The sequence below is a fragment of the Veillonella sp. 3310 genome (assembly GCF_003999875.1).
Classification (GTDB): Bacteria; Bacillota; Negativicutes; order Veillonellales; family Veillonellaceae; genus F0422.
In genome coordinates this window covers 701,806-727,066 of the sequence record NZ_RQVJ01000001.1, presented here as the reverse complement: position 1 = coordinate 727,066, position 25,261 = coordinate 701,806, and the positions used below count along the sequence as shown (strand labels likewise).

Sequence of the window (25,261 nt, the reverse complement as noted above, 5' to 3'; positions counted from 1 at the left end):
CCGTTGTATGTTTAGTAGATAGAAAAGAGGTATTATGAAGTTAAATACAGTCTATGCAGGCTTTCGTGTAGAGCGAATTGAACCTGTTCAAGAGGTGAATGGCACAGCCTATATGTTACACCATGAGCAATCTGGTGCGCGTTTGTTATATATTGATACAGAAGATACAAATAAAGTATTTCATGTAGCATTCCGCACGCCCCCTCATGATAGTACAGGAGTAGCACATATTTTAGAGCATTCTGTGTTGTGTGGATCCCGTAAATTTCCTTTGAAAGAGCCTTTTGTTGAACTAGTAAAAGGTTCTTTGAACACATTCTTAAACGCTATGACCTACTCTGATAAAACAGTGTATCCAGTGGCGAGTAAAAATGATGCAGACTTTCATAATTTGATGGATGTCTATTTAGATGCCGTATTCTATCCTCGTGTAGCTAAGGATCCAATGATTGTTATGCAAGAGGGATGGCATTATGAATTGGAATCTCCAGAAGATCCATTGACTTATAAAGGTGTTGTATATAACGAGATGAAAGGGGTTTACTCATCACCGGACTCTCAATTAGATCATCATAAAATGGCGCTGTTATATCCTGACACTACTTATGGACATGATTCTGGTGGATATCCTGATAATATTACAGATTTGACCTATGAAAACTTTAAAGCATTCTACGAGTCTTATTACCATCCATCTAATAGCTATATCTATTTATATGGAGATATGAATATTGAAGAAACCTTAGCATTTATCGATGAGGAATATTTATCAAACTTCCACGCCATTGACGTAGATTCTAGTATTGCTATGCAAGAGCCTTTATCTGAACCAGTGGTAGCATCGTTCCCATATGGTATTGGCAATGATGAAAGTGATAAAGGTAAAGCGATTCATTCTTTAACCTATGTATTCCCAGAAATGACATTTACCCGAAGCTTAGCCTTTGAAGTGTTGAATCATGCTTTATTTACATCTGGTTCAGCACCGTTGAAAGAAGCTCTAGTGAAAGCAAATATTGGTAGTGATGTAAGCGGCTCCTACATGGATGGTATTCGTCAGCCATTGTTTGAAATTAGTGTCACAGGTTCTGAAATCGAAAAGCAAGCACAGTTGCAAGAAGTGGTGGAAAGTACGTTACGCCAATTAGTAGATACAGGCTTAGATAAGGAATTATTAGAAGCCTCCTTGAATCGTATTGAGTTCATTTTACGGGAAGCTGATTTTGGAGGACGACCAATTGGTCTTGCTTACGGCTTACGAGTGATGGATAACTGGCTATATGACAAAGATCCTATTGAGCTGTTACAATATGAATCAGTATTGAAAGCACTTCGTGAAGGATTATCTACTGATTTTTATGAAAACTTGTTGCGTACCTATATTTTAGATAATACGCATAAAGGGTTAGTTTCCTTGTATCCTGAAAAAGGATTGCAGGAGAAAAAAGACAAAGAAGATGCGGCAAAATTAGCGACTATTAAAGCGGATATGAGTAAAGAAGAAATTGCCCATATTATCGAGCAAACAGCGAAATTAAAAGAAATGCAACAGGCTGTGGACTCTGAAGAAGCGTTAGCAACCATTCCTTTATTAGAATTGTCTGATATTTCCCCAGTCGTAGAGGTAACGCTACGTCGTGAAATTGACCATAAAGGTATTCGTGTTCATCATATCGATGTACCTGCACGGGGAATTAATTACGTTAGCTTGTACTTCAATATGGAATCTTTGCAAGAGGATGAAGTATTCTATGCAGAATTATTGTCAGATGTATTAGGCCGACTAGATACAGAGCGTTTTACTTATGCAGAAATAGCAAAAGAAATTAATCTTCATTTAGGTGGTTATACGATGGATGTATTGCCAGTGTCTATCCATAATGAACGTGATGCATTTGTACCATTAGCAGTCGTTCGTAGTAAGGCTTTAGCATCTAATATTAGTCATTTAACATCTCTACTTGGAGAAATTGTAGGGCGCACAAAATTTGATAGCCAAGAACGTCTTGTAGAATTATTAAAAGAAGGAAAAGCCATCTGGGATACAGAAGCCTTCCGCCGTGGTAATACGATTGTTACTAATTTACTCATGGCGAAAGTATCGAAAGTTGGTAAATTTAGAGACCAAGATACATTAGGCTATTTCCGCCGTTTAGTAGAAATCTTAGAGAATGAAACATTATTAGCTGGTGTGACAGAACAATTGGTGAAAGTACAACAACGTTTATTCCGTAAAGATAATTTGGAAGTATCTTTTGTAGGTACTACGGAAGAACTTGAAACTTTCTTAGCACACTTAGATGATATCACTAATGTTTTGAGCGATGATAGTTGGGAAGCACAGCTAACAATGACTCAATCCTATGTGAATGAAGGCTTAGCTACATCTGGTAAGGTACAATATGTGGCAAAAGGTGGTAACTTCCGTGATCATGGCGGTACACATACAGGTACTATGAGTGTTCTAGAAACTATGTTGCGCTACGATTATTTATGGAATTTGATTCGTGTACAAGGTGGAGCCTATGGAGCCTTTGCTAATTTCCATAATAATGGGAATATGGTGTTCTGTTCCTACCGTGATCCAAACTTGGAAAATACATTACAAGTGTACGATGGATTGCCAACCTATTTACGTGAATTAGATTTATCTCCACGAGAAATGCGTAAATATATTATTGGTACCATGAGTGGGCTAGATGTATCTAATACGCCATTCTTACAAGGTGCTCGTGCTATGAGTCTATACTTTGGCAAGACTAATGAAGAAAATATGACAGCTTTCCGTCAACAAGTGTTGGAAACAACAGTAGAAGACTTACGAGGATTAGCAGATGTCATAGAAAAAGTATTACAAGATAACCACATCGTTGTCATGGGTAGCGAACAACGTATCAAAGAGGCAGAACAACTCTTTGACAAAGTTAGCAACCTAGTACAATAAGTTCATAAATTGATTGTATGTAAAAAGCCATACCCCATCTGGGAAACCAGGGGGGTATGGCTTTTATGATAGGAATTAGGTGCTATTAGAATGAAATTTATTTTAGATGTGAAATATCGTTGAAATATCTAAAGTTAGTTCTATAAGACATATATGATATGAGTAAAAGAGATAGGTGCTCTAAAATATTAATTTTACCAATTCAAAACTTAATTTTAACGATATGAATATATTTAAAATGAAAAATTGAATAGCATATACACAATATATTACAAATAAGTAACTTAATTAGGGCTGTTTTTAGGGTAAAAAGATTGATTTAGAAAGTTGGTAGATATATTATTAAGTTAAGTAGAAAGGGGGCGTTCTTATGAAAGAACTATTTCAGAAAAGAGTAGGAGACATTTATGATCTAACTCCTAAAGGAGTACAAGTAATTAATGAAGGTCCAAATGCGTACAGTAAAGCAACAGCACCAATATCATCTAAAGATAGAGACTGGTCGACTAAAGATATTGCAAACTTATGGGTTGGTTTAATTGTTTCTATAGCGGTTTATCAGGTGGCGAGCGGATTATTAGTTGCAGGCATGAATTGGTATGAAGCATTATTTACAATTATATTGGGTCATACTATTGTTATGGGAGTTGCAATAATTATTGGGCACTATGGTACAAGGTATGGGATGACATATCCATTGTTGGGAAAAATTATTTTTGGACCAAAAGGTTTAATATTCCCATCAATAGTAAGAGGAATATTAGGTGTATTTTGGTTTGGTGTCCAAGCTTGGATTGGAGGGCAAGCAACGTTTATAATTATTTCAACATTATTTCCCTCATTTTCAGAATTAGAATTTATAGGATATTTTATTTCATTTATTATTTTTTGGATTATCAATGTATATATTGCAGCATCTGGCAATAAAGCTGTAAAATATCTTGAAGGTTTTTCAGCCCCCGTGTTAATTCTTCTTAGTTTTGTTGTAATAATATGGGGATTTAGTACAGCAAATTGGAGTTTAGATACATTATTATCTGCGAAAGTGCTTGATTCAAAAGAAGGGGTAGGTTTTTGGGAGTTATTTTGGCCTGCTTTATCTGCTATGATTGCATTTGATGGAGGTATTGCTTTATCAATGCCAGACTTTACAAGGAACTGCTTCAAACAACGGAATCAAATAGTAGGACAATTAATAAGTGCCCCTTTAATGACTGGATATATTTCTTTTGTAGGGATTTGTGGTACAGCAGGAGCATATCTAGCTTTTAATAAAGAAATTTGGGAGCCAGCAATTATTGTAGGTAATTTTGAAAGCTCATTTATTAGAATATTATTTTCATTATTTATTATTTTTGCTGTATTAACAACTAATGTGGCAGGTAATCTTATTCCGCCGATTAATATTGTAGCAACTTATGTTCGTGGAAGGTTATCTTATAAAGCAGTATCGATAATAACAGCATCATTAGCTTTACTAGCTCGTCCATGGGACTCTTTATCTAGCGCTTATCACTTAATTTTTGATGTTACACAGCTATTGGGGGCGTTATTAGGACCATTAACAGGCATATATATTGTTTCATATTTATTTGAACTGAATAAAGAGATTGATATGGTAGATGCTTTTAAGACTACTGAAGGTAAATATTATTATAATAATGGCTGGAATATAAAAGCTTGTATATTATTTATAATTTTTACCGCTATTATTTTTGTAAGTAAAGAAATGCCATCATTGCATTTTATATTTGATAATTCATATGTATATGGAGTAATAGTCACAGGAGTTATTTATTGGTTAATGCTTAAATTAGACAATAAATAAAAATAGATATTATTAATAATAAGTTAGATGTTTAATTGCCTATTTATAGGAGTTTCTTATGAGAATTTTATTAAAGGGTGGAATAATTGTGACAGACACCCAAATATCCCGTGGTGATATTCTTATTGAAGAAGAAAAGATTTTGGCGATTGGAGATATTAAGGACTCTGATGTTGATAAAATTTATGATGTTTCTGGTTGTTATGTTATGCCAGGTGGTATAGATCCTCATACTCATATGGAGTTGCAACAAAGTCCTGACTATCGCTCTGTTGACGATTTTTATACAGGAACTGTGGCTGCTGCAGTTGGTGGGACGACAACTATTTTGGATCATATTGCTTTTGGCCCTAAAGGGTGTAACTTGCATTATTCAATTGATATTTATCATGAATTAGCCAAGAAGTCAGTTATAGATTATGGATTTCATGGAGTTATTCAAAAAGTTAATTCTAATATATTAAATGAATTAAATGATATCATTACTAATGAAGGTATTCCATCGTTCAAAGCGTATTCAACTTATGGCTATGCTATGACAGAAGTAGACTTTGCGTTACTTTTGAGACAAATGAAAATTTCAAAAGGAATTTTGACTATACATTGTGAAAATGATGCTATGACAAGGTATTATCGGTCTGAATGTATAAAAAATGAACAACTAGAACCCATTTATCATGCTAAATCTAGGCCTAATATGACTGAGGCTGAAACCGTGGATACATTGTTATCTATTGCCAAAATGGAGGGGGATGCACCGGTGTATATTGTCCATACATCTGCAAGAGAATCAGTAAAACGAATTGAACTGGCAAGAATGATAGGACAAAAAAATGTTTATAGTGAAACTTGTCCACAATATTTACTTTTAGATGAGTCTAAATATTATAAAGATGGACCTATTGAAGGGACTAAATATTTGATGGCCCCACCATTAAGGACAAAAGAAGATCAAAATTATTTATGGAAAGCTATTACTAAAGGTAGTATACAGACCATTGGAACCGATCATTGTCCTTTTATGTTTGAACGGGATAAAAGAAAAGCTGCATATAACTTTACATTAGCCCCGGGTGGGATACCAGGTGTAGAGGAACGTATGATTATTTTGTTTTCAGAAGGGGTATTAAAAAATCGTATTTCGTTAAATGATTATGTTAGTATTACTAGTACAAATGCTGCTAAAATATTTGGAATGTATCCGCAAAAAGGCTCTTTAGCTCCGCAATCTGATGCCGATATTGTTGTTATTGACCCAAATAAAACAGGAGTAATTAGTGTCAAAAACCAGTATAGTGTTTGTGATTATAATACATATGAAGGATTAACAGTAAATGGAGAAGTACATTTAGTATTTTCACGTGGAAAATTGATAGCAAAGGATCGGCAATTCTGTGGGGCTAAAGGAGATGGAAAATTTATTTATAGAATGTTAAGTTGATATTAAATGCAAATATAGAAAAACTAAGACCACATTTATTATCGAACTAATAAATGTGGTCTTAGCTAATTAGAATATTTAAATTATAAGAGTTTTTTTGTTGTTTGTAAAAATTTTTTAGAACAATTAATAGTACCATAAATTATCTCGAATAGTATATGTCCAACCTATTCTATGCATCATATATTCAAATATTTTATGGCGTGGTATTACAACTGTAGTATGATGTGCCCTCATTGTGTTGGTATAGTATCTCCACATATCTGTGGTATATTTTGAAAAGTTCCATGTTACTGTTTCTACAACTCTGTTGTGTTTAACGATTTTTACAGATACAGTAATCCACTTTCCATGGGGAGATATTCCATAGGAAATGGTATCATCCATTATATAAAGACTAGTGTTTTCTGAACTACTAATCCAGATATCAGTTGCTTTAACAGTGGTTGTAAAAGATAAGAACATAAGAAAAATGAAACAATAGGATATAAGTTGCATCATAATACGGTTCATAGACCTATCCCTCCTCGATTTCATGTTCAAGACCTAATCCTGCATCAAGTGCAGCAATTCCATCCCTAATGTGTTGAAGGTTTTCTTTAGAGTAAAACGGGTCTGTGATTACATCAACGGAATGATGAGGTTTACTTTTTAAGACGATGTTGTTTTTTGAGTTTGAGTGTTCCATAATAGCCCCCCTTATGGGTGTATTATATAACTACAAATAGATAATGTATAGGTAGTATTATAAGAAACGCACATCAGAATGTACTGATGTGCGAATTTTATTGGTATTTAGTTAGGGAAGATATATCCATCGATAGCATCAGCTTGTGTAATTTTGCTGTTTATGATGTATGGTTGTTCTACGCCGTGGAAGTTACGAGTACCGATAGTTCCTTCCATTGTGTACCAACTATGTTCTAATAATGGAGTAGTGGAAGAATATTCTGTAGGTAATCCAAATGGAGCCATATCTGCTACGCAACAAATCATTAAATCACGAGCTAATACAAAATCGTTTCCTTGCAATGCTTTGTCATGATAAGAAATATAGCCTGTAGCTGTTACCGTATAGCCTTTGTATTTATCGATGTGATTAGATACTTTCAAAATCGTATCGTAATAATTTTTAGATGTTAATGTAATGTGTCGATGAGTGTCATCGATGCCATCGCCAATGTTTTTATAATCGTTCGTTGGAACTGGTTCTTTGGTAATGGAAATGACTTGGTCCGCAGGTTCTTCCGCTGGTAATGCAAAGGCTTGAGCATGGAAGATGGATGGACTTAATAATAAGGTACATAATCCGTACAGGATGGCATTTCGATACGATGATCCATAGGACTTACGGAATATGTTTTTACTTGCTTTAATCGTGCTCCATAATAATAGTAAAGTTAATGCCCATAGCAAAGCGATGATATAGGAATTAGGAGCAATTAAACGATAGATGGAACCTGTTGTTAATAAGTACAACAAGGATAAGCTACAACTAGCAGAGGCCACGATTTCTACGGCGGCGTGAATGTTGATAGTAGGAATATATTTCATAGTGCATAACCTCCTATGAGTGAAAATAGGATACAGATAATCGTTGTTCCTAGAATAATGGAAAGACTATATACTTTCACAAAGGAATTAGGGAACAGATTACGTAATAAAACATAGTTTTTGATATCTAATAATGGTCCAAAAATTAGAAATGCTAAAATTCCAGGGAGAGGAATGACGTTCATAAAGGACCGGGCGATAATGGCATCTGCAGTAGAGCAGATAGATACGCAAAAGGCGAGTGCCATCATACCAAAGATAACTAAAATGGAGCCAGATAAGGATATATCTTGCAACCATTGTTTAGGTAAAAATAATTGTAACCCACTACTTAGTATAGACCCAATTATGATAAAGGGCAATAGGCGTAAGGTTTCTTCTTGCAATCTACCGAAAAATCCTACGTCTTTTGACAGCGATTTTACCAGGGTTAACTGTTTCCATGGTGGGAAGGCATCGGTACGACCGTAAATACGGGGCCCACAATACTGGCTCACTATGAATGCTAGTACTATTCCTAGTAAAGGTCTTCCCCAGAGTATCAGAGGCTCTTTTGGAAAGGCATAATAGGTGGAGAGTAGTACAATGGGGTTTAACAAAGGACTAATCATAGTGAAAAATAGGCTAACCTTAGGGGCTAGACCTTGACGAGTAAGACTTCGTAAGATAGGAATGACGGCACAGTCGCAGAGGGGCATTGTACAGGCCATGATAATCGCTAGTATATAGGCAAACATAGGAGAACGATGTAAATATTTTTCTATGCGATAGGGAGAGGCATATTGTTCCACTATGACAGAAATACCTGTTCCTAAAAGTAAGAATGGTATCATCTGTAATAAAATCGCTGTCGTCATGGTCACCCAATTTGGCTGTGCATAAAACATGTATGCCAAAGCTAAGAAGATAGGGACGATAGCATATTGTTTCCATTTAGGCTTAGCAATTTGTATAGGTTTTGTAATAGGCCATTGTTTCACATCTCCGCAGGCAATCCAAGTGCTACTAGGCGCTAACTCAATATACTCTTTAGCATTTTCTTGTGTAGTGTTACCAAGTATGATGGTATCGCTATAACGAATTTGTGAAAGTGGAATTTCTCCTAAATAAGGTAGTTGAGCCTTAATCCATTGTGGATGGGTTACATAATAGATATGTTTAATATCTAACATATCTCCTAAGGGAGAGCGAAGGAAAAGTTCTTCAAAACTTTCTAAGGAGCCCATGCCATTCCATTCAATCCAAAGTTCACGATATTGGTGATCTTGTAATACTTGCTGACAAACGGAGATGGTGTTCTTGGGATCATCGTCGATGGAGAAAGTATGCACTCTCTCGTTGGAAAGAGCAGGACTTTGTAAGCCCTGCTCAAACTGAAAGAGAAGAACATTTGAAATTTTATGACTTTCAATACCAGCAGTGATGGCGCTTGTCTTTCCTGAGCCAAGAAAGCCCATCACCACATAGGTGGGGATAGTTTTCATAGGTGTTACATTGTTCCATTAATAAAAGACTGCAACGCATCATTGTTCAAAGAAGGACCAATGATGGTTAAATATGAATCATGTAATGTGGTAGGAGTAATCTCTAAACCAGTTCCATTGTATTGTACCAAAGCTTGCCCACCTGTGGAAAGAGGGATACATCCTTTCAAGCGTAAGATATGACCAGTTGTATTCGTTTCGATGAGGGCTTTCAAATGATCTTGCCATTCATCGATGGTGCGAGGAAAGGTGCATTCTACGGTGCATGTCAAGAAAGCATCTTTGGCCTGTGCATGATGAGCGATGTGGTCATGGTGAGGAATCTCAGGATGATTCCGAGCTGTATGATGACCTTTGTGGTTTTCAATATTCTTGCTAGCTGACAAAGAAGAGACAGCTTGCTCTCGAGGATACATAGAAATATATTTTGAAAGCTGAATTTCTTTCCATGCCGCGATATAAACAGGTGCAGATGGATTTAGGTGACGAATAATTTCTAAGGTGTTTTGCAATAGATGCTCATCCTCTTGATGGCTAATGAAGACTTGACTTGAATAAGCAATTTGATCTTTAAAGAAGACACCAAAGTTTTTGTAATACATGGGTGCTCGCATGGCATCCACAATGGATACACAACCAGTGAGTTCAATGCGTTTTGCAATCGATGAATCTTTGCAAATGGCTAGAATATCTGACAATTGACTGACCCCTGATGGTTCAATGATAATATAGTCCACATCTTGGGTGTCTAAAATATCTACTAAAGCTCGACGGAAATCTCCTGCTAAACTACAACAAATGCAGCCAGATGTAAGTTCACGAACAGTATATCCTTTTTCTCGAAGAATGGCTCCATCCAAGTTCACTTGGCCAAAATCATTCTCTAATACTAAAATTCTTGTTGGATCTGGCAATTCTTGTATGAGTTGCTGAATGAATGTTGTCTTTCCAGCACCTAAAAAACCAGAGACGATATACACTTTTACCTTATGGGAACTTAGATTTTGTTTTGCTCGGATAAAAGCACGACTGATTAGATTCATCATACATCTCACCTCCAATGTGTATAATGGTATATATAATAAAATGAAAGTTCTTGCATAGATAGTATACTCTCTTTTAGTAAGCTATGCATGAATGATTGAGCATTTCAGTCTGTATAACTTATGGTCGTTATCAAAATTAAAAGCAAATGATAAAAAATCGAAAAAAATAGAAAAAGAAGATTGATTTATTTCGATTTGTCTGCTATAATGATGTCAAGATATGAGAACATATCGATTTTAATTTTAGTTTATATAAGTATATATGAGGTATAAAAAGATGAATCAAAAAGTAGCACAAGCTCTTAATGAGCAAGTAATTTTCGAATTTAACGCAGCATCCACATATTTAGCTCTTTCCTTAGCTATGGCTGATGCTAACTTCAAAGGTTTCTCTGCATGGTTACGTGCACAATACCAAGAAGAAGTAACTCACGCTTTCAAATTCATTGATTACTTACAAAGCAACAATGAAAAAGTAACATTAGGTGATGTAAAAAATACGGCATCTACTTTGACTAATCCATTAGAAGTAGCAAAAGCTGTATTGGCTCACGAGCAAATGATTACTGGCAAAATCCACAACTTATATGCATTAGCATTAGAAGAAAAAGATTATGCAACAGTATCTTTCTTGAACTGGTTCGTAGAAGAACAAGTAGAAGAAGAAGCGAATGCAACTGACTTAGTAGATCAATTTACATTTGCACAAGATAGCCGTTCTGCACAATTATTCTTGGACTCCAAATTAGGTAGCCGTCAATAATTGCTATATTCACTCTTACAGTAAAGTGAGAATTTTATATCAAGTTTAACAAAAAACCTAACACACATATAAAACATAAAACACACAAAACACACAAAACACACAAAACCTAAAACACACAAAACACATAAAACCTAACACACATATAAAACACACAAAACAAAAACCTAACACAAGAAATATAACTAGATATAAAGTTGATGTTTGTAAGAGTGATGTTGTTTGCTAACATAAGAATATGGGTAGCCTTTCCTATGGAAAGGCTACTTTTTTTGTCAACGTATAGAGAGATGACGAATGGTAAATGTCATTTAGTTTTATTTTTTTTAACTAAATAGTCAAAAAGTCAAAAAAAAGTATTTGACAAAGGTCAAAAAGTCAGATATACTCTAACCATAGAAAAGAGCAAAAAGTCAAATCTAGATGTTCTATGTATATAATGACTGATGATGTGTATGTATAGGAACGCATTATAGTAGATAGTACATCATAGATGGAAGAAATGAGGTTATATTATGAGTATTTTAGCAGATAAGATTGAACAGTTTATACTGACGAAATTATTGGAAGAACAGGAAGGTATTACGCTGAGAAGAAATGAACTAGCCGAAGCGTTGGATTGTGCGCCATCACAAATTAGTTATGTGTTGAGTACGCGGTTTTCTAATGATAGAGGATTCATAGTTCAGTCTAGACGGGGATTAGGTGGCTCAATCACAATTACTAGAGTTATGGAACCAGTAAGAACGCAAGTCTTGATTCCCTTAGAACAAACTCCACAACGTAATGAAGAAGAACCTGTCATTACAATTGGTCACATTGACCAGGTGCTGTTTCAACATATGAAAGAAGCGCGCATTACAAAGCGTGAAGCAGCTATGTTGCATGAAGCATTTGTTAGAATTTTACAAGATGTTCCAGTAGAAGGTAGAAAGGAAGCAGCAGAGCATTTCTATCAAGCTATTATGAATATCGTAAATGAGGAGGTGTAGGCTATGAAATGCGATTCTTGTGGAAAAGAAAATGCTAATGTTCATATGACATCGATTGTGAATGGAGTGAAAGAGGAGCATCATTATTGCCAACAATGTGCAAATCAAAAAGAGCAGGGAACGGGATCTATGTTTTCTTCCATGTTTGATGATACCTTTTTCAATAATCAGTTTTTTGCCAATGTGATGTATCCTCAAAGTACGCTAGGTAACAGTAAATTGAGTGCTTGCCCACAATGTGGAATGACTATATCGGCATTTAATCATCAAGGTCGATTAGGTTGTGATAAGTGCTATGAGGCGTTTCAACAACATTTAGTACCACTCATTAAGCGTATTCAAGGATCCACATCGTATGAAGGTCGACTTCCTCAACGAGGGGCAGAAGATTTAAAAGTAGAGCAAACCATTAAGCAACTACGAAATGATTTAATTCAGGCTGTAAAGCAAGAACAATTTGAAAGAGCTGCACAGATTCGTGATGAGATTAAGTCTTTGGAACAGTCTAAAGTATCAAATTAAGGAGGGTCTATGTTACATACAATTTTAGATGAGGCGCTGTCGCCTTGGATGAAAGATACAAGCTTAGATCATCGTATTGTGTTATCTAGTCGTATTCGATTAGCAAGAAACTTTAAGGGGATACCGTTTACCAATCGAGGAGATATCAATGATTTAGCTAAAGTTGATGGGTATATGCGTTCTATGATTACCCCTTTACAAACAGTTTATGGTAAAAGTTTTTCAAAAATTAACCTGGAATCTTTGAGTGCTATTGAACGAGACGTATTAGTAGAAAAACATTTAATTTCTCCAAACTTAGCTAATCAAATTCAAGAACGTAGTGTTATTATTTCTGAAGATTCCCGTATTTCTATTATGGTAAATGAAGAAGATCATTTACGGATTCAGTCGATGGAATTAGGATTGCAGCTAGAGAAAGCGTATGAAAAAGCTATAGCTGTAGATGACGCCATTGAAAGTAAATACGATTATGCATTTTCAAAAGACTTTGGATACTTAACCGCCTGTCCTACCAATGTAGGAACGGGGATGAGAGCATCTGTGATGGTCCATGTCCCAGCGTTGTCTATGACGGGTAAATTACAACGTATCATCCGTAGTATAATCCGCATGGGGTATTCTGTACGAGGTCTTTATGGCGAAGGGTCTGAGGGCTTAGGGCACGTATATCAAATCTCTAATCAGCAAACCATGGGAATTAGTGAACAAGCAACAATTGAACAACTTTCACAGATTGTACAAGGCGTTGTAAAAGAAGAAGAAAAAGCTAGAGCTGAATTGTGGACTACTGATAAAGAAGGTATAGAAGATAAGGTGTGGAGGTCTTATGGTATCTTGACCCATGCACGCCGTATTTCAGGAGAAGAAGCCTTGGCTTTATTGAGTGATGTGCAATTAGGCATAGATATGAAATTAATCGATGTGACCATGAATTTTCATGAAATGTTAGTCATTACAAGACCAAATTTCCTAGCTAAATTGGTGGGGAAAGAGTCAATGGGTACGCAGGAACGTGATAGTCAACGAGCACAAGTAATACGAGATACCTTATTACGAGGTACAAAAGGAGGAACAATATGATAGAAAGATATACAGAAGGGGCAAAACGTGCGTTAGCGATTGCTCAAGAAAAAGCGATTGAATTTAAACATAATTATGTGGGAACTGAGCATTTGTTGTTAGGCCTTGTAGAAGAAGAAAAGTCCGTGTCTGCTCGTGCGTTGACAACGCTAGGAGTACAAGGGAAATCTTTGGAGCAAGAAGTGATTCGTGCAGTTGGTAAAGGTACGCATAGTGGTGGGCAATTGCAAATGACCCCGCGTACGAAACATGTATTGGACTTAGCGCAACAAGCGGCCAATAGTCGTGGTCATAACTACATCGGTACAGAGCACATTTTATTGGGCCTATTGTACGATGGTGGTGGCGTAGCCATGCAATTATTGGCATCGAAAGGAATTCGTCCAGAAGATGTAGTAGAAAAAGTAAATGCTATTGTAGGCGGTGAAGAACAAAGCTCTAATCCAACACCAGCCAGTGATTTAGGTGAAATTTCTGACTATGCTACAGATCTTAATGAAAGTGCAAAACAAGGTAAGATCGATCCTGTCATTGGTCGTGATACAGAAATTCAACGGGTAATTCAGATTTTAAGCCGTCGTACAAAAAATAATCCAGTCCTTATCGGGGAACCTGGGGTTGGTAAAACGGCTATTGCTGAGGGCTTAGCACAACGCATTGTCAGTGGTGATGTGCCGGATGTATTACGAGATAAGCGCATTATTTCGGTAAGCTTAAGTTCCATGTTAGCTGGAGCAAAATATCGCGGTGAATTTGAAGAGCGCTTGAAAAAAGTGATGGATGAAGTACAAGCACATGATGATATGATTGTATTTATTGATGAAATTCATACTTTGATTGGAGCAGGCGCTACAGACGGAGCTATGGATGCAGCGAATATTCTAAAACCAGCGTTAGCTCGTGGTAATTTCCAAGTGATCGGTGCCACTACATTAGATGAATATAAGAAACATATTGAGAAGGATGCTGCCTTAGAACGTCGTTTCCAACCAGTACAAGTAGGAGAACCAAGTGAAGAAGATGCTTTATCTATTTTGAAGGGCTTACGTGATCGCTATGAAGCATTCCACAAGGTACAAATTACAGATGAAGCATTGGCAGCGGCTGTACACTTATCAAGTCGTTATATTGCAGATCGATTCTTGCCAGATAAAGCAATCGATGTAATGGATGAAGCAGCATCTAAAGTACGTATGGCTGTATTTACGGCAACTCCAGATGTGAAAGCATTAGAAGATGAGTTAGTACAAGTACAAAAAGAAAAAGAGGCAGCTGTAACAGCCCAAGACTTTGAACGAGCAGCCACACTTCGTGATAAAGAAAAAGAATTAGAGTTTGACATTGCATCAAAACAAGAAGATAGCAAAAAAGATAGCGAAGCCAAGTTAGTGGTTACAGAATCTGAAATTGCTGCAGTAGTGTCTGAGTGGAGTGGAATTCCTGTTTCACGTGTGGCAGAGGAAGAATCAGAACGATTGTTGCGTTTGGAAGAAGAATTACATCAACGTGTGATTGGTCAAGATGAAGCTGTGGTAGCTGTATCAAAAGCCGTTCGTCGTGCTAGAGCTGGATTAAAAGATCCTAAACGCCCTATTGGATCCTTCTTATTCTTAGGTCCTACTGGGGTTGGTAAAACAGAACTAGCTAGATCCTTGGCATCTAATTTATTTGGTGATGAAAATGCTATGATTCGCATCGACATGTCAGAGTATATGGAAAAACATGCGGTGAGTCGTTTAGTGGGAGCGCCTCCGGGCTATGTTGGATATGATGAAGGAGGTCAATTGACTGAGGCTGTTCGTCGCCGCCCATATAGCGTAGTTCTCTTCGATGAAGTAGAAAAAGCGCATCCAGATTTCTTTAATATGTTATTGCAAGTGTTGGATGATGGACGATTAACAGATAACCAAGGTCGTACTGTTGATTTCAGAAATACAGTCATTATTATGACAAGTAACTTAGGAGCGAAATATCTCAAAGAAGATGCGGCAGCTATGGGATTCTTAGCGGCTAAAGGAGAACATGAAAGTGGAAAAGATAAAGAGTCCATGAAAAAAGATGTGCTCCAAGCTGTGAAATCTCACTTCCGTCCAGAGTTTTTAAATCGTATTGATGAAATGATTGTGTTCCATGCTCTAGAAACAGAACAATTGCAAAAAATTGTTCGTATCCTATTGCAATCTGTAACAACACGATTACATGAACAAGGTATGGAATTAGAAGTGTCCGATGAAGCTATGGAGAAAATTGTAGCAGAAGGAACTGACTTTGCTATGGGTGCAAGACCATTAAAACGAGCTATCCAACGGTTAGTAGAAGACCCAATTTCTGACGCTATCTTAGAAGGAAAAGCTGGAGAAGGTAAAACAATTCATGTAGTAGTAGAAGATAATGACATTGCGATTACTGTGAAGTAATATAAGTAACGAGCTATACTCAGTTGTTGCGTAAGCGACTGGGTATAGCTTTTTTATAATGACTTATATTTATTTTACAGAACTCTATTTTTCTTATACACTATAGATTAGGTATATTCTTAATTTAAGTATGAGGTATAACATGAAAGAGATTATATTAGTCACATCCTTTGGCTCTACTGTAGATAGTGCTAGAGAAAAACAAATCTTTCCAGTAGTAGAGGCCATTCGTAAGGCTAACCCGGAACATGAAGTTCGAGTGGCTTTCACATCACGTATTGTCATTAAACGTTTGAAAGATAGAAATATTGTATTCCAAAATGAAATTGAGGCCATGGAGTCGATTGTGGCGGAAGGATATGAACGTGTCATTGTACAGCCTACACATCTAGTAGGTGGTGCAGAGTTTGATAAGCTTCGCAAAAATATTATGGCTTTCAATGGACAGGGTTCTGTACAAGAAATCGTATTTGGTAGACCTCTTTTGTATTTCATGGGACAAGAAGAGGAAGTACCAGATGATTATCAAATCTTGATTGATCGATTTATTAAAGCCTTACAGGTTCCTACAACAGAAGATTTACTTTTAGTAGGCCATGGGGGATTTAATGTAGGAAATGCATCTTACGCAGTACTACAATTAAAATTGCAATATGAAGGCTTTGGAAATACTTTTATAGGTGCATTGGAAAACTTTCCTACTCCAGAAAATGTGTTAGAACGATGGATTCAAGAAAGCCGTGGACACAGGAAAGTGCACGTACACCCATTATTATTAGTCTGTGGTGACCATGCATTGAATGATTTGTTCGGAGAGGAAGAAGACAGTTTGCTTTCTGAATTAACAACAGCAGGCTATGAAGTAGTATCCTATGAAAAGGGTCTTGGAGAATACAAAGAAATTCAAGATATTTATATGGATCATTTGGCAGATGCTATGCAAGGGTTATATCAAAAACGATTATAATGTTATGATTCATGATAATTTGATGGTTAAGGGATTTTCCAGTAGTGTATAGAAGAGTATTTCGTGTACATTCATGGGTAATCATGATATACTAAACAAGTTATAGTAGATTAAAAATAGTAAATCTTACTAAGTTCCATGTTGATAGATAAAAGAGGTGTCCTAATGAAAGGTAAATTATATGGTATTGGTGTAGGTCCTGGGGATTCTGAGTTGATGACTGTAAAAGCTGCTCGTATTGTGGGAGAAGCAGATGTCATCATTACACCGAAAACAGAAAAGAAAGATGGTTCTGTAGCATTGCACATTGCAGAACCATATATTCAAGCACATACAGAAATTGTACCTGTTGTATTCCCAATGGTATTGGATGATAATGAACAATCTAAAGGCTGGGAAGAAGCGCGTAAAATCATTACTGGGTTACTCGAAGAAGGTAAAAAAGTTGTATTCTTAACATTGGGAGATCCTATGTTTTACAGTACATATATGTATGTGTATCGCTTGGTGGAATCTGCTGGATTTGAGATTGAAACAATTCCTGGCGTTACGGCATTCTGTGCTATTGGATCCCACTTGGGGTACCCAATTGTAGAAAAAGAAGAAGTGTTAGCGATTATTCCAGCCACAGCACCAAAAGAAAAAATTGATGCTGTACTTGCCGTAGCTGATGATGCGGTTATTATGAAAGTGTATAGAAACTTTGCGGAAGTGCAAGAAACACTACGCAAACATGATATGGCAGATGAAGCGGTAATGATTTCTCGTGTTGGACTGCCAGAGGAAGAAGTCTATCGCAATGTAGATGCTTTGCCATCTGATACAAAACTAAATTATTTATCTACAATTTTGGCGAAACGTAAAGATCGCTAAGAGGTATGTTATGAACACTGTACAACGACCAAGAATTGTCATAGCAGGCACCAACTCAGGTGTCGGTAAAACAACCATTGTAGCAGGGCTTTTGGCGGCTTTGACAGAGCAAGGCAAAGCAGTACAGGCATTTAAAGTAGGCCCGGATTATATTGATCCGGGCTTTCATAAAATTGCTAGCCAACGAGAATGTTACAACTTAGATACATGGCTTGTGCCACCACATAAATTAATACCTTTTTTTGCGGGACAAGCAGAAACGGCAGATATTTCCATTATAGAAGGAGTAATGGGGCTTTATGATGGGGGACGTGAAGGTGTTAGTTCCACGGCGCAAGTAGCCAAAGATTTAAATGCACCAGTGGTGTTAGTAATCGATTGTAAGGCGATGGGAGAAAGTGCGGCAGCCATTGCTAAAGGCTTTCGAGATTATGATCCAGAGGTACAATTTGGTGGGGTTATTTTGAATCGATTAGGGTCGGATAATCATGAACATATGATACGATCGGCGATGAAGAAACTAAGTGTTCCCGTACTAGGTGCCATTCGTCGTGACGAACGAATGCAATCACCAGAACGTCACTTAGGATTGACACCAGTGACAGAAATTGATCCTACGGATGCTATTGCTACCATTCGAGAAGCTGTGAAAGTCATGGTGAATTTGGAAGCCTTAGTAGAGTTGGCTCAAAGTGCTCCTGATTTAGCAGTTGAGGAAGTAGAAACGGTAGCGATGATTAATAAACGAGCGCGTATCGGCATCGCCATGGATGAAGCTTTTTCTTTTTATTATCCAGCTAGTTTAGCAGCACTAGAAGCAGAAGGTGCTGAGCTGCATTATTTTAGTCCTTTAAAAGATCAAGTTTTACCAGATGTAGATGGAATCTTTTTTGGCGGTGGTTTTCCAGAGATGTTTTTGTCTCAATTAGGATACAATACATCTATGAAAGATAGTATACGTAAGGCCAGTGAGAAAGGAATGCCAATCTATGCGGAATGCGGCGGTCTCATGTATATGACAGAAGCAGTGACAGATTTTGAAGGGAATACCTACCCGATGGTAGGGATTGTACCAGCTACCTGTGAAATGCAACAAAGCTTACAACGTGTAGGTTATGTAAGTGCCACTATGCTGGAGCCAAGCATTTTAGGATCTGTAAAAGATACTTTGCGTGGACATGAGTTTCATTTTTCCACAATGACGCCGACTCAAAGTCCATTTCCGTGGGCCTTTGAATTAGTAGGTGGACGTAAACCTAAAGCCTATCAAGGTGGATATGCACATAAGAATGTGTTAGCCTCTTATTTGCATATTAATTTTTCAGGTAGTGAAGCTGCGGCGAAAGCTTTTATAGATTCCTGTGAAGTATATAGTCAACGGAAACAGTAGTAAGAGTACAGATTGATGTTAAATTAATAATTCTACTTTGCGTTTTAGGTATACTATAAAAGGTAGAAAAAGATTGACATTTTTTTTGTCTCTGTGTATACTAATATCGTTGACGAGCCGGAGTGGCGGAATGGCAGACGCACTTGACTCAAAATCAAGCGGGTAACACCGTGTGGGTTCAAGTCCCACCTCCGGCACCAACGATTAGCAGGTACTGTGTAAACAGTATCTGCTTTTTATTTTGTGCTGAAATATGGTAATTAATCTTGCAAAAGGGGTATTGTTAGTAATAGGGTCTATAGGAATATAGAAAGCATAATCTAGGGAGAAACATCATCAGGATAGTTTGAAATAAGATTTATTATGATTATTTTATATAGCTTTCATGATGAAAAATAATTGACGTTTTGTAGAAATTTATATATGATAGTCACAAATTAAGATGATAATAATTTGCAAAAAGTTATATAAAAATAGAGAAGGCTAGGAGGTCCTAGTTAAAAATGATGCATATACACTATAAGAAAGGAGGGACCCTATGTCGGGCGAGCGCAAAAGACTATGTATAAGAACGTATGAAATTAATAGGAAATCGAATGAGGGAAAAAGCTATGGATGGATACGAATATACATTGGATAAAACGGGTTTTTATAAAATCCTTTTTAGTACGTCTTTGACAGTAGCCAAGGAACAATTGCATACGGTATTAACACCAAAGAAGCTAGAAGGGGCCGTGGAATATATGTGTATGCTTTGTACTTGTATGAATTTGGCCATTGATCAAAATCAACTAGAATGTGCTAAGTTTAATGATGGAATTGTAGAAGAGTATGTAAGATTGGTAGATGTCATCATTAGTAATGAAGGATGCATTAACTATGTAAAAGCAGCTAAGATTGACGAATTATTTATAAAGTCTGCTGAGTTGGTACGGGCATTGTTGCAAGGGGGCGCATTAACTGAACAGTTGGGAGAGTTACAACGGACTTATCATTATTGGAGTCTGAAACAGCGCATGTATGGTTCGCGAAAAAGATTACTTCATTAGTGTGCAAGAACGGGTGACATACAGCAATACATAGACTGATGTATTGATGTAAATATGTAAATACAAAGGGTTGTCATAAAATTGCTCTACCTGGAAGAGAGGAAAGTTGACCATGGAGGGTCAGGTTTCCTCTCTTTTTCATATTATAAAATTTATAAGTTTAATCTATGGTGTATGGCGAAAAAATAGGGATAGTATTGTGGTATACATCTTCTTAGTCTAACTATGAAGTGTATGAAAGTAAGCCCTTGTATTCCACGGTACAAAAAACTTGCACCAACCCCAATAGTCTTGTAAAATAGAGGTATAACAACTAATATAATACAAGATTTTTTAGGAGGAATTGATTATGGCAGTGAAGATTGGTATTAATGGCTTTGGTCGTATTGGTAAATGCGTCATGCGCGCGGCTCTTAACCATCCAGAGGTGGAAGTAGTAGCCATTAATGATACTGGTGATATTGAAGGTTCCGCTTTACTGTTTAAACATGACTCAATTCATGGCAACTTAAGCTGTGACGTGTCTGTAGAAGGTGAATATTTAGTGGTAGACGGTAAAAAAACACGTGTATTCTGTGACCGTGATCCAGCAAACTTAGACTGGTCCTCCGAAGGGGTAGAAGTGGTTATCGAATGTACGGGTGTGTTCCGTTCTCGTGAAAAAGCAGCAGCTCATCTAGGTGGCACTGTTAAAAAAGTAATCATTTCTGCACCGGGTAAAGATGAAGATAAAACAATCGTTATGGGTGTAAATGAAAGTGAATATGATCCAGCTACGCATCATGTAGTATCTAATGCAAGCTGCACTACAAACTGCTTAGCTCCATTTGCAAAAGTATTGCATCAAGAATTTGGTATTAAACGTGGTATGATGACAACAGTACATTCTTACACTAATGACCAACGTGTATTGGATGCACCACATAAAGACTTACGTCGTGCTCGTGCAGCAGCGATGTCCATTATTCCTACTACCACAGGTGCAGCAAAAGCAGTGGCGTTAGTATTGCCTGAATTAAAAGGTAAATTGAACGGCTTTGCACTTCGTGTACCTACTCCAAATGTGTCTGTTACAGACTTAGTAGTAGAACTTGAAAAAGAAGCAACTAAAGAAAGCATCAATGCGGCATTCCGCAAAGCAGCTGAAGGTGAGTTAAAAGGTATTCTTGGCGTATCTGATTTGCCATTAGTATCCAAAGACTTCAATGGTGATGCTCGTAGTTCTATCGTAGATGCTGACTTGACAATGGTGATGGAAGGCAATATGGCAAAAGTAGTAGCTTGGTATGACAATGAGTGGGGCTATTCCTCTCGTATTGTTGACCTAGCTGTGTACATGAGCAAACGAGGCTTATAATCTGCGAGGGACTACGAGAGTAGTCCCTTTTTGGCATATGTATTGTGTATATAGGAGACAGTATGAAACTTTCACTAGCAAATATGAATGTAGCAAATAAAACTGTATTTGTTCGAGTTGATTTTAATGTGCCCTTAAAAGATGGCGTTATCACTGATGATACACGGATTCGTGCGACTTTACCTACCTTGCGTCATTTAATTGGGGAAGGGGCAAAAGTTGTTATCGCATCTCATTTAGGCCGCCCTAAAGGAGAGCGTAAACCTGAGTTTACCTTAGCGCCTTGTGCCAAACGATTGAGTGAACTCTTAGAACAACCAGTTCGTTTTGTAGAAGATTGCATTGGCGACATCCCTGCACAAGCAGTCAGTGAAATGAAGTCTGGTGATGTGGTAGTATTGGAAAATCTTCGTTTCTACAAAGAAGAAGAAAAAAATGATCCTACCTTTGCCAAAGCCTTAGCGGATTTAGCGGAAGTGGGCGTTAATGATGCCTTTGGTGTATCTCACCGTGCTCATGCCTCAGTGGAAGGGATTACGAAATACTTGCCAATGGGAGCGGGTTTCTTATTAGAAAAAGAAATTCGCTATGTAGGTGGTGCGGTAGAGCATCCAGAACACCCATTTGCAGCCATCATTGGTGGTGCAAAGGTAAGTGACAAAATTGAAGTTATCTCTAATTTGCTACCAAAAGTAGAAGTGCTAATTATTGGTGGCGGTATGGCGAATACCTTCGTAGCAGCCCAAGGCCATAATGTAGGTACTTCCTTGGTAGAAGCTGACAAATTTGACTTAGCTCGTGAATTAATTGCTCGTGCGAAAGAGACAAACACTAATTTATTGTTACCAATAGATTTCGTGGTAGCTGATGCTTTCAGTGAAACAGCTAATCACAAGGTGGTGGATGCGACGGCTATTGAAGAGGGCTGGATGGCATTAGATATTGGACCGAAGAGCCGGGAGGTATTCGCAGAGGCTTTGGCACCGATGAAAATGATTGTTTGGAATGGTCCTATGGGCGTATTCGAAATGGAAGCTTTCGCAGGTGGTACGAATGCGGTAGCAAAAGCGGTGGCAGAGGCGAATGCTACTACCATTGTAGGCGGTGGCGATTCTGTAGCAGCTATTGAAAAAAGTGGATTAAGCCATAAAATTTCTCATATTTCCACTGGTGGCGGTGCATCTTTAGAATACTTAGAAGGCAAAGTGTTACCAGGTATTGCAGCCTTACAAGAGGCGTAGGAGGTTATCATGCGACAACCGATCATTGCAGGAAACTGGAAAATGCATATGACGAATACGGAAGCAACGGTATTCGTAGAACAATTGAAAACACTAGTAGCGAATACTAGCTGTGAAGTGGTGGTGTGTCCTCCGTTTACCGCCATCAGCACCGTAGCTGATTTAGTGGAAGATACGAAGGTTCGTGTGGGTGCTCAAAATGTGTTTCACGAAGAATCTGGTGCCTATACAGGGGAAGTATCTCCTTCGATGTTGACAGATTTAGGCGTGTCTTACGTGATTGTGGGCCATTCTGAACGTCGTTCTATCTTCAAAGAAGCGGATCGTTGTGTGAATAAACGTGTGCGCATTGTCTTACAACATGGTATGAGCCCTATTCTTTGCGTAGGTGAAAGCTTAAACCAACGTGAAAGTGGAGAAACGGTAGCGTTCATTCATTCTCAGTTAGAAATGGGATTGCATGGAGTACCTGCAGAAGAAATGACGGAAGTGGTGATTGCCTATGAACCGATTTGGGCCATTGGTACAGGGCGTACTGCTACAGCGGAACAAGCTGGTGAAGTATGTCAAAGTATTAGAGAGAAAATCGCCACAATGTATACTCCTGAGATTGCAGAACAAGTACGTATTCTCTATGGTGGTAGTGTAAAACCAGAGAATGCGAAAGATATTTTAGCCCAAACCCATGTAGATGGGGCGTTAGTGGGCGGTGCTTCCTTGGAAGCAGAATCTTTTACAGGTATTATTGAGGCCTGTTAAGATAGGTTTGAGGTAGAGTATGGCAAAATTAAAAGGACCAGTGATGCTGACCATCCTTGATGGATTCGGCATCGGGGACGGTCAAGACCCAACGAATGCGGTGGTGCAAGCGAACCCCCGAACATTTTTAGATCTGTGGGACACGTGTCCTCATACCTTACTAGAAGCATCTGGTATGGCGGTGGGTTTGCCGGATGGACAAATGGGAAACTCTGAAGTAGGACATTTGAACATCGGTGCAGGGCGTATTGTGTACCAAGAATTGACGCGCATTACAAAAGAAGCAGAAGAAAGGACTTTATTCACTCGTCCCACCTTGGTGAAAGCCTACGAAGAAGGAAAACAGCAAGCCTTGCATTTAGTGGGTTTGTTATCTGACGGTGGCGTTCATTCCCACATTGATCATTTGAAGGCCTTGCTTCGTGGTGCTAAGGATGCCGGTGTAGGAACAGTATATATCCATGCGTTCTTAGATGGTCGTGATGTACCGCCACAAAGTGCATTGGCTTATATTGATGACATTGCTCACTATTGTAAAGAATTGGGCTTAGGGTCCATTGCTACCGTGGGTGGACGTTATTATGGTATGGACCGTGACCAACGTTGGGAGCGGGTGCAATTAGCGTATAATGCCATGGTCTGTGGTAGTGGTATTCCAGTGGCTTGCGCTCATGAAGCGGTGGAACGCAGTTATGCAGAGGAAACGACAGATGAATTTGTCATTCCATCAGTGGTAGAAGGGTACGAAGGTATGCAAGATGGCGATGCAATCTTATTCTTTAACTTCCGTCCTGACCGAGCTCGCCAATTGGTGCGTGCTGTGGTGGATCCGAAGTTCACTGGATTTGAACGGAAACGAGTATTGCAAGGTTCCTATGTGGCGAGCATGACTCGATACGAAGCAGACTTGCCAGTACCTGTGGTATATGATAAAGAACTCCTCACAGATACCTTAGGAGAAGTGTTATCCAAAGGGGGCTATCGTCAACTGCGCATTGCAGAAACAGAGAAATATGCTCATGTAACATACTTTTTCAATGGTGGTAAGGAAGATGTATTCTCTGGAGAAGATAGAATCTTAGTGCCATCTCCAAAGGTGGCGACCTATGATTTGCAACCAGAAATGAGTGCCCCAGAGGTAACGAAAAAGGTAGTAGCCGCTATTCGTAGCGGTGAGTATGATATGATTATCTTGAATTATGCAAACCCAGATATGGTAGGCCATACGGGTGATTTTGAGGCCGCAAAACAAGCGATTTTAGCCGTCGATGAGGGACTTTCAGAGATTGTGAAAGCCATTCAAGATATGAATGGACAATTATTAATTACAGCAGACCATGGTAATTCTGAGGTTATGGTGGACCATACCACAGAAATTCCACACACGGCGCATACTACGAATCCGGTGCCGCTCATTTTAGTGGGTGCCCCAGAGGGTGTGACCTTGCGACCAGGTCGGCTATGTGATTTAGCACCAACCATGTTGGCATTAGGTGGCATCGAGCAGCCTGAAGCCATGAGTGGTGAAAGTTTGTTAGTACAATAAGGAGA

The 25,261-nt window shown here is 38.1% G+C and carries 20 protein-coding genes and 1 tRNA gene; 17 read left to right on the top strand and 4 right to left on the bottom strand.

Going from position 1 to position 25,261, the window contains the following annotated elements; genetic code table 11:
* Positions 1-34: 34 nt before the first annotated feature.
* The 3 genes from EO127_RS03505 (at position 35) to hydA (ending at position 6,213) form a co-directional block, all read left to right on the top strand.
* Entirely contained in the window at positions 35-2,944 is a 2,910-nt protein-coding gene (locus EO127_RS03505) for an insulinase family protein (RefSeq protein ID WP_127448026.1), read from the top strand.
* Positions 2,945-3,314: 370 nt separating this feature from the next.
* A complete protein-coding gene (locus tag EO127_RS03500; protein ID WP_127448025.1) occupies positions 3,315-4,772 on the top strand; it encodes an NCS1 family nucleobase:cation symporter-1 in 1,458 nt (485 codons plus the stop codon).
* 58 nt (positions 4,773-4,830) lie between these two features.
* Entirely contained in the window at positions 4,831-6,213 is a 1,383-nt protein-coding gene (hydA, locus tag EO127_RS03495; RefSeq protein ID WP_127448024.1) for a dihydropyrimidinase, read from the top strand.
* A 517-nt stretch (positions 6,214-6,730) separates the two neighbouring features.
* Here the strand turns inward: hydA and EO127_RS08705 are convergent.
* The 4 genes from EO127_RS08705 to EO127_RS03475 all read right to left on the bottom strand — a co-directional run bounded on the left by EO127_RS08705 (position 6,731) and on the right by EO127_RS03475 (position 10,297).
* Positions 6,731-6,901 carry a hypothetical protein gene (locus EO127_RS08705; RefSeq protein WP_164742269.1) on the bottom strand — a complete coding sequence of 57 codons (171 nt, stop codon included), beginning with the start codon at positions 6,899-6,901 and terminating at the stop codon, positions 6,731-6,733.
* Positions 6,902-7,008: 107 nt separating this feature from the next.
* On the bottom strand, positions 7,009-7,767 hold the full coding sequence (locus EO127_RS03485) for a TIGR03943 family protein (protein ID WP_127448023.1): 759 nt from the start codon (positions 7,765-7,767) through the stop codon (positions 7,009-7,011).
* Positions 7,764-9,251, bottom strand: a complete 1,488-nt coding sequence (locus EO127_RS03480) for a permease (RefSeq protein WP_127448022.1) — start codon at positions 9,249-9,251, stop codon at positions 7,764-7,766. Before EO127_RS03480 ends, EO127_RS03485 begins: the two co-directional genes overlap by 4 nt.
* Positions 9,252-9,256: 5 nt before the next feature.
* A complete protein-coding gene (locus EO127_RS03475; protein ID WP_127448021.1) occupies positions 9,257-10,297 on the bottom strand; it encodes a GTP-binding protein in 1,041 nt (346 codons plus the stop codon).
* Between the two features lie 277 nt (positions 10,298-10,574).
* On the opposite strand from EO127_RS03475, the gene EO127_RS03470 reads away from it, so the two are divergent.
* From EO127_RS03470 to gpmI, 14 genes are all read left to right on the top strand, one after another.
* A complete protein-coding gene (locus EO127_RS03470; protein WP_009372173.1) occupies positions 10,575-11,060 on the top strand; it encodes a ferritin in 486 nt (161 codons plus the stop codon).
* A 515-nt stretch (positions 11,061-11,575) separates the two neighbouring features.
* Positions 11,576-12,052, top strand: coding sequence for a CtsR family transcriptional regulator (locus EO127_RS03465; RefSeq protein ID WP_127448020.1), 477 nt, complete (start codon positions 11,576-11,578; stop codon positions 12,050-12,052).
* A gap of 3 nt (positions 12,053-12,055) precedes the next feature.
* A complete protein-coding gene (locus EO127_RS03460; protein WP_127448019.1) occupies positions 12,056-12,574 on the top strand; it encodes a UvrB/UvrC motif-containing protein in 519 nt (172 codons plus the stop codon).
* Between the two features lie 9 nt (positions 12,575-12,583).
* Positions 12,584-13,657 (top strand): protein arginine kinase, encoded by a 1,074-nt coding sequence (locus tag EO127_RS03455; RefSeq protein ID WP_127448018.1) that lies wholly within the window; start codon positions 12,584-12,586, stop codon positions 13,655-13,657.
* Positions 13,654-16,074, top strand: a complete 2,421-nt coding sequence (locus EO127_RS03450) for an ATP-dependent Clp protease ATP-binding subunit (protein WP_127448017.1) — start codon at positions 13,654-13,656, stop codon at positions 16,072-16,074. The genes EO127_RS03455 and EO127_RS03450 overlap by 4 nt, the downstream gene beginning before the upstream one ends.
* A gap of 142 nt (positions 16,075-16,216) precedes the next feature.
* Positions 16,217-17,041, top strand: coding sequence for a sirohydrochlorin cobaltochelatase (locus tag EO127_RS03445; RefSeq protein WP_127448016.1), 825 nt, complete (start codon positions 16,217-16,219; stop codon positions 17,039-17,041).
* A 165-nt stretch (positions 17,042-17,206) separates the two neighbouring features.
* Positions 17,207-17,914: a precorrin-2 C(20)-methyltransferase gene (gene cobI / locus EO127_RS03440; RefSeq protein ID WP_127448015.1), complete on the top strand. Its 708-nt coding sequence runs from the start codon at positions 17,207-17,209 to the stop codon at positions 17,912-17,914.
* A gap of 10 nt (positions 17,915-17,924) precedes the next feature.
* Positions 17,925-19,304, top strand: coding sequence for a cobyrinate a,c-diamide synthase (locus tag EO127_RS03435; RefSeq protein WP_127448014.1), 1,380 nt, complete (start codon positions 17,925-17,927; stop codon positions 19,302-19,304).
* Between the two features lie 116 nt (positions 19,305-19,420).
* Positions 19,421-19,504 (top strand) — tRNA-Leu (locus EO127_RS03430).
* A 411-nt stretch (positions 19,505-19,915) separates the two neighbouring features.
* On the top strand, positions 19,916-20,353 hold the full coding sequence (locus tag EO127_RS03425) for a hypothetical protein (protein ID WP_127448013.1): 438 nt from the start codon (positions 19,916-19,918) through the stop codon (positions 20,351-20,353).
* 349 nt (positions 20,354-20,702) lie between these two features.
* A complete protein-coding gene (gene gap, locus EO127_RS03420) occupies positions 20,703-21,710 on the top strand; it encodes a type I glyceraldehyde-3-phosphate dehydrogenase (protein ID WP_127448012.1) in 1,008 nt (335 codons plus the stop codon).
* A 62-nt stretch (positions 21,711-21,772) separates the two neighbouring features.
* Positions 21,773-22,951: a phosphoglycerate kinase gene (gene pgk / locus EO127_RS03415; protein WP_127448011.1), complete on the top strand. Its 1,179-nt coding sequence runs from the start codon at positions 21,773-21,775 to the stop codon at positions 22,949-22,951.
* Between the two features lie 6 nt (positions 22,952-22,957).
* Complete coding sequence (gene tpiA, locus EO127_RS03410; RefSeq protein WP_371412852.1) at positions 22,958-23,710, top strand: triose-phosphate isomerase; 753 nt, start codon at positions 22,958-22,960, stop codon at positions 23,708-23,710.
* 19 nt (positions 23,711-23,729) lie between these two features.
* The gene (gene gpmI, locus EO127_RS03405; protein WP_127448009.1) at positions 23,730-25,256 is read left to right on the top strand and encodes a 2,3-bisphosphoglycerate-independent phosphoglycerate mutase; all 1,527 of its coding nucleotides are present in this window, start codon (positions 23,730-23,732) and stop codon (positions 25,254-25,256) included.
* Positions 25,257-25,261: the final 5 nt, after the last annotated feature.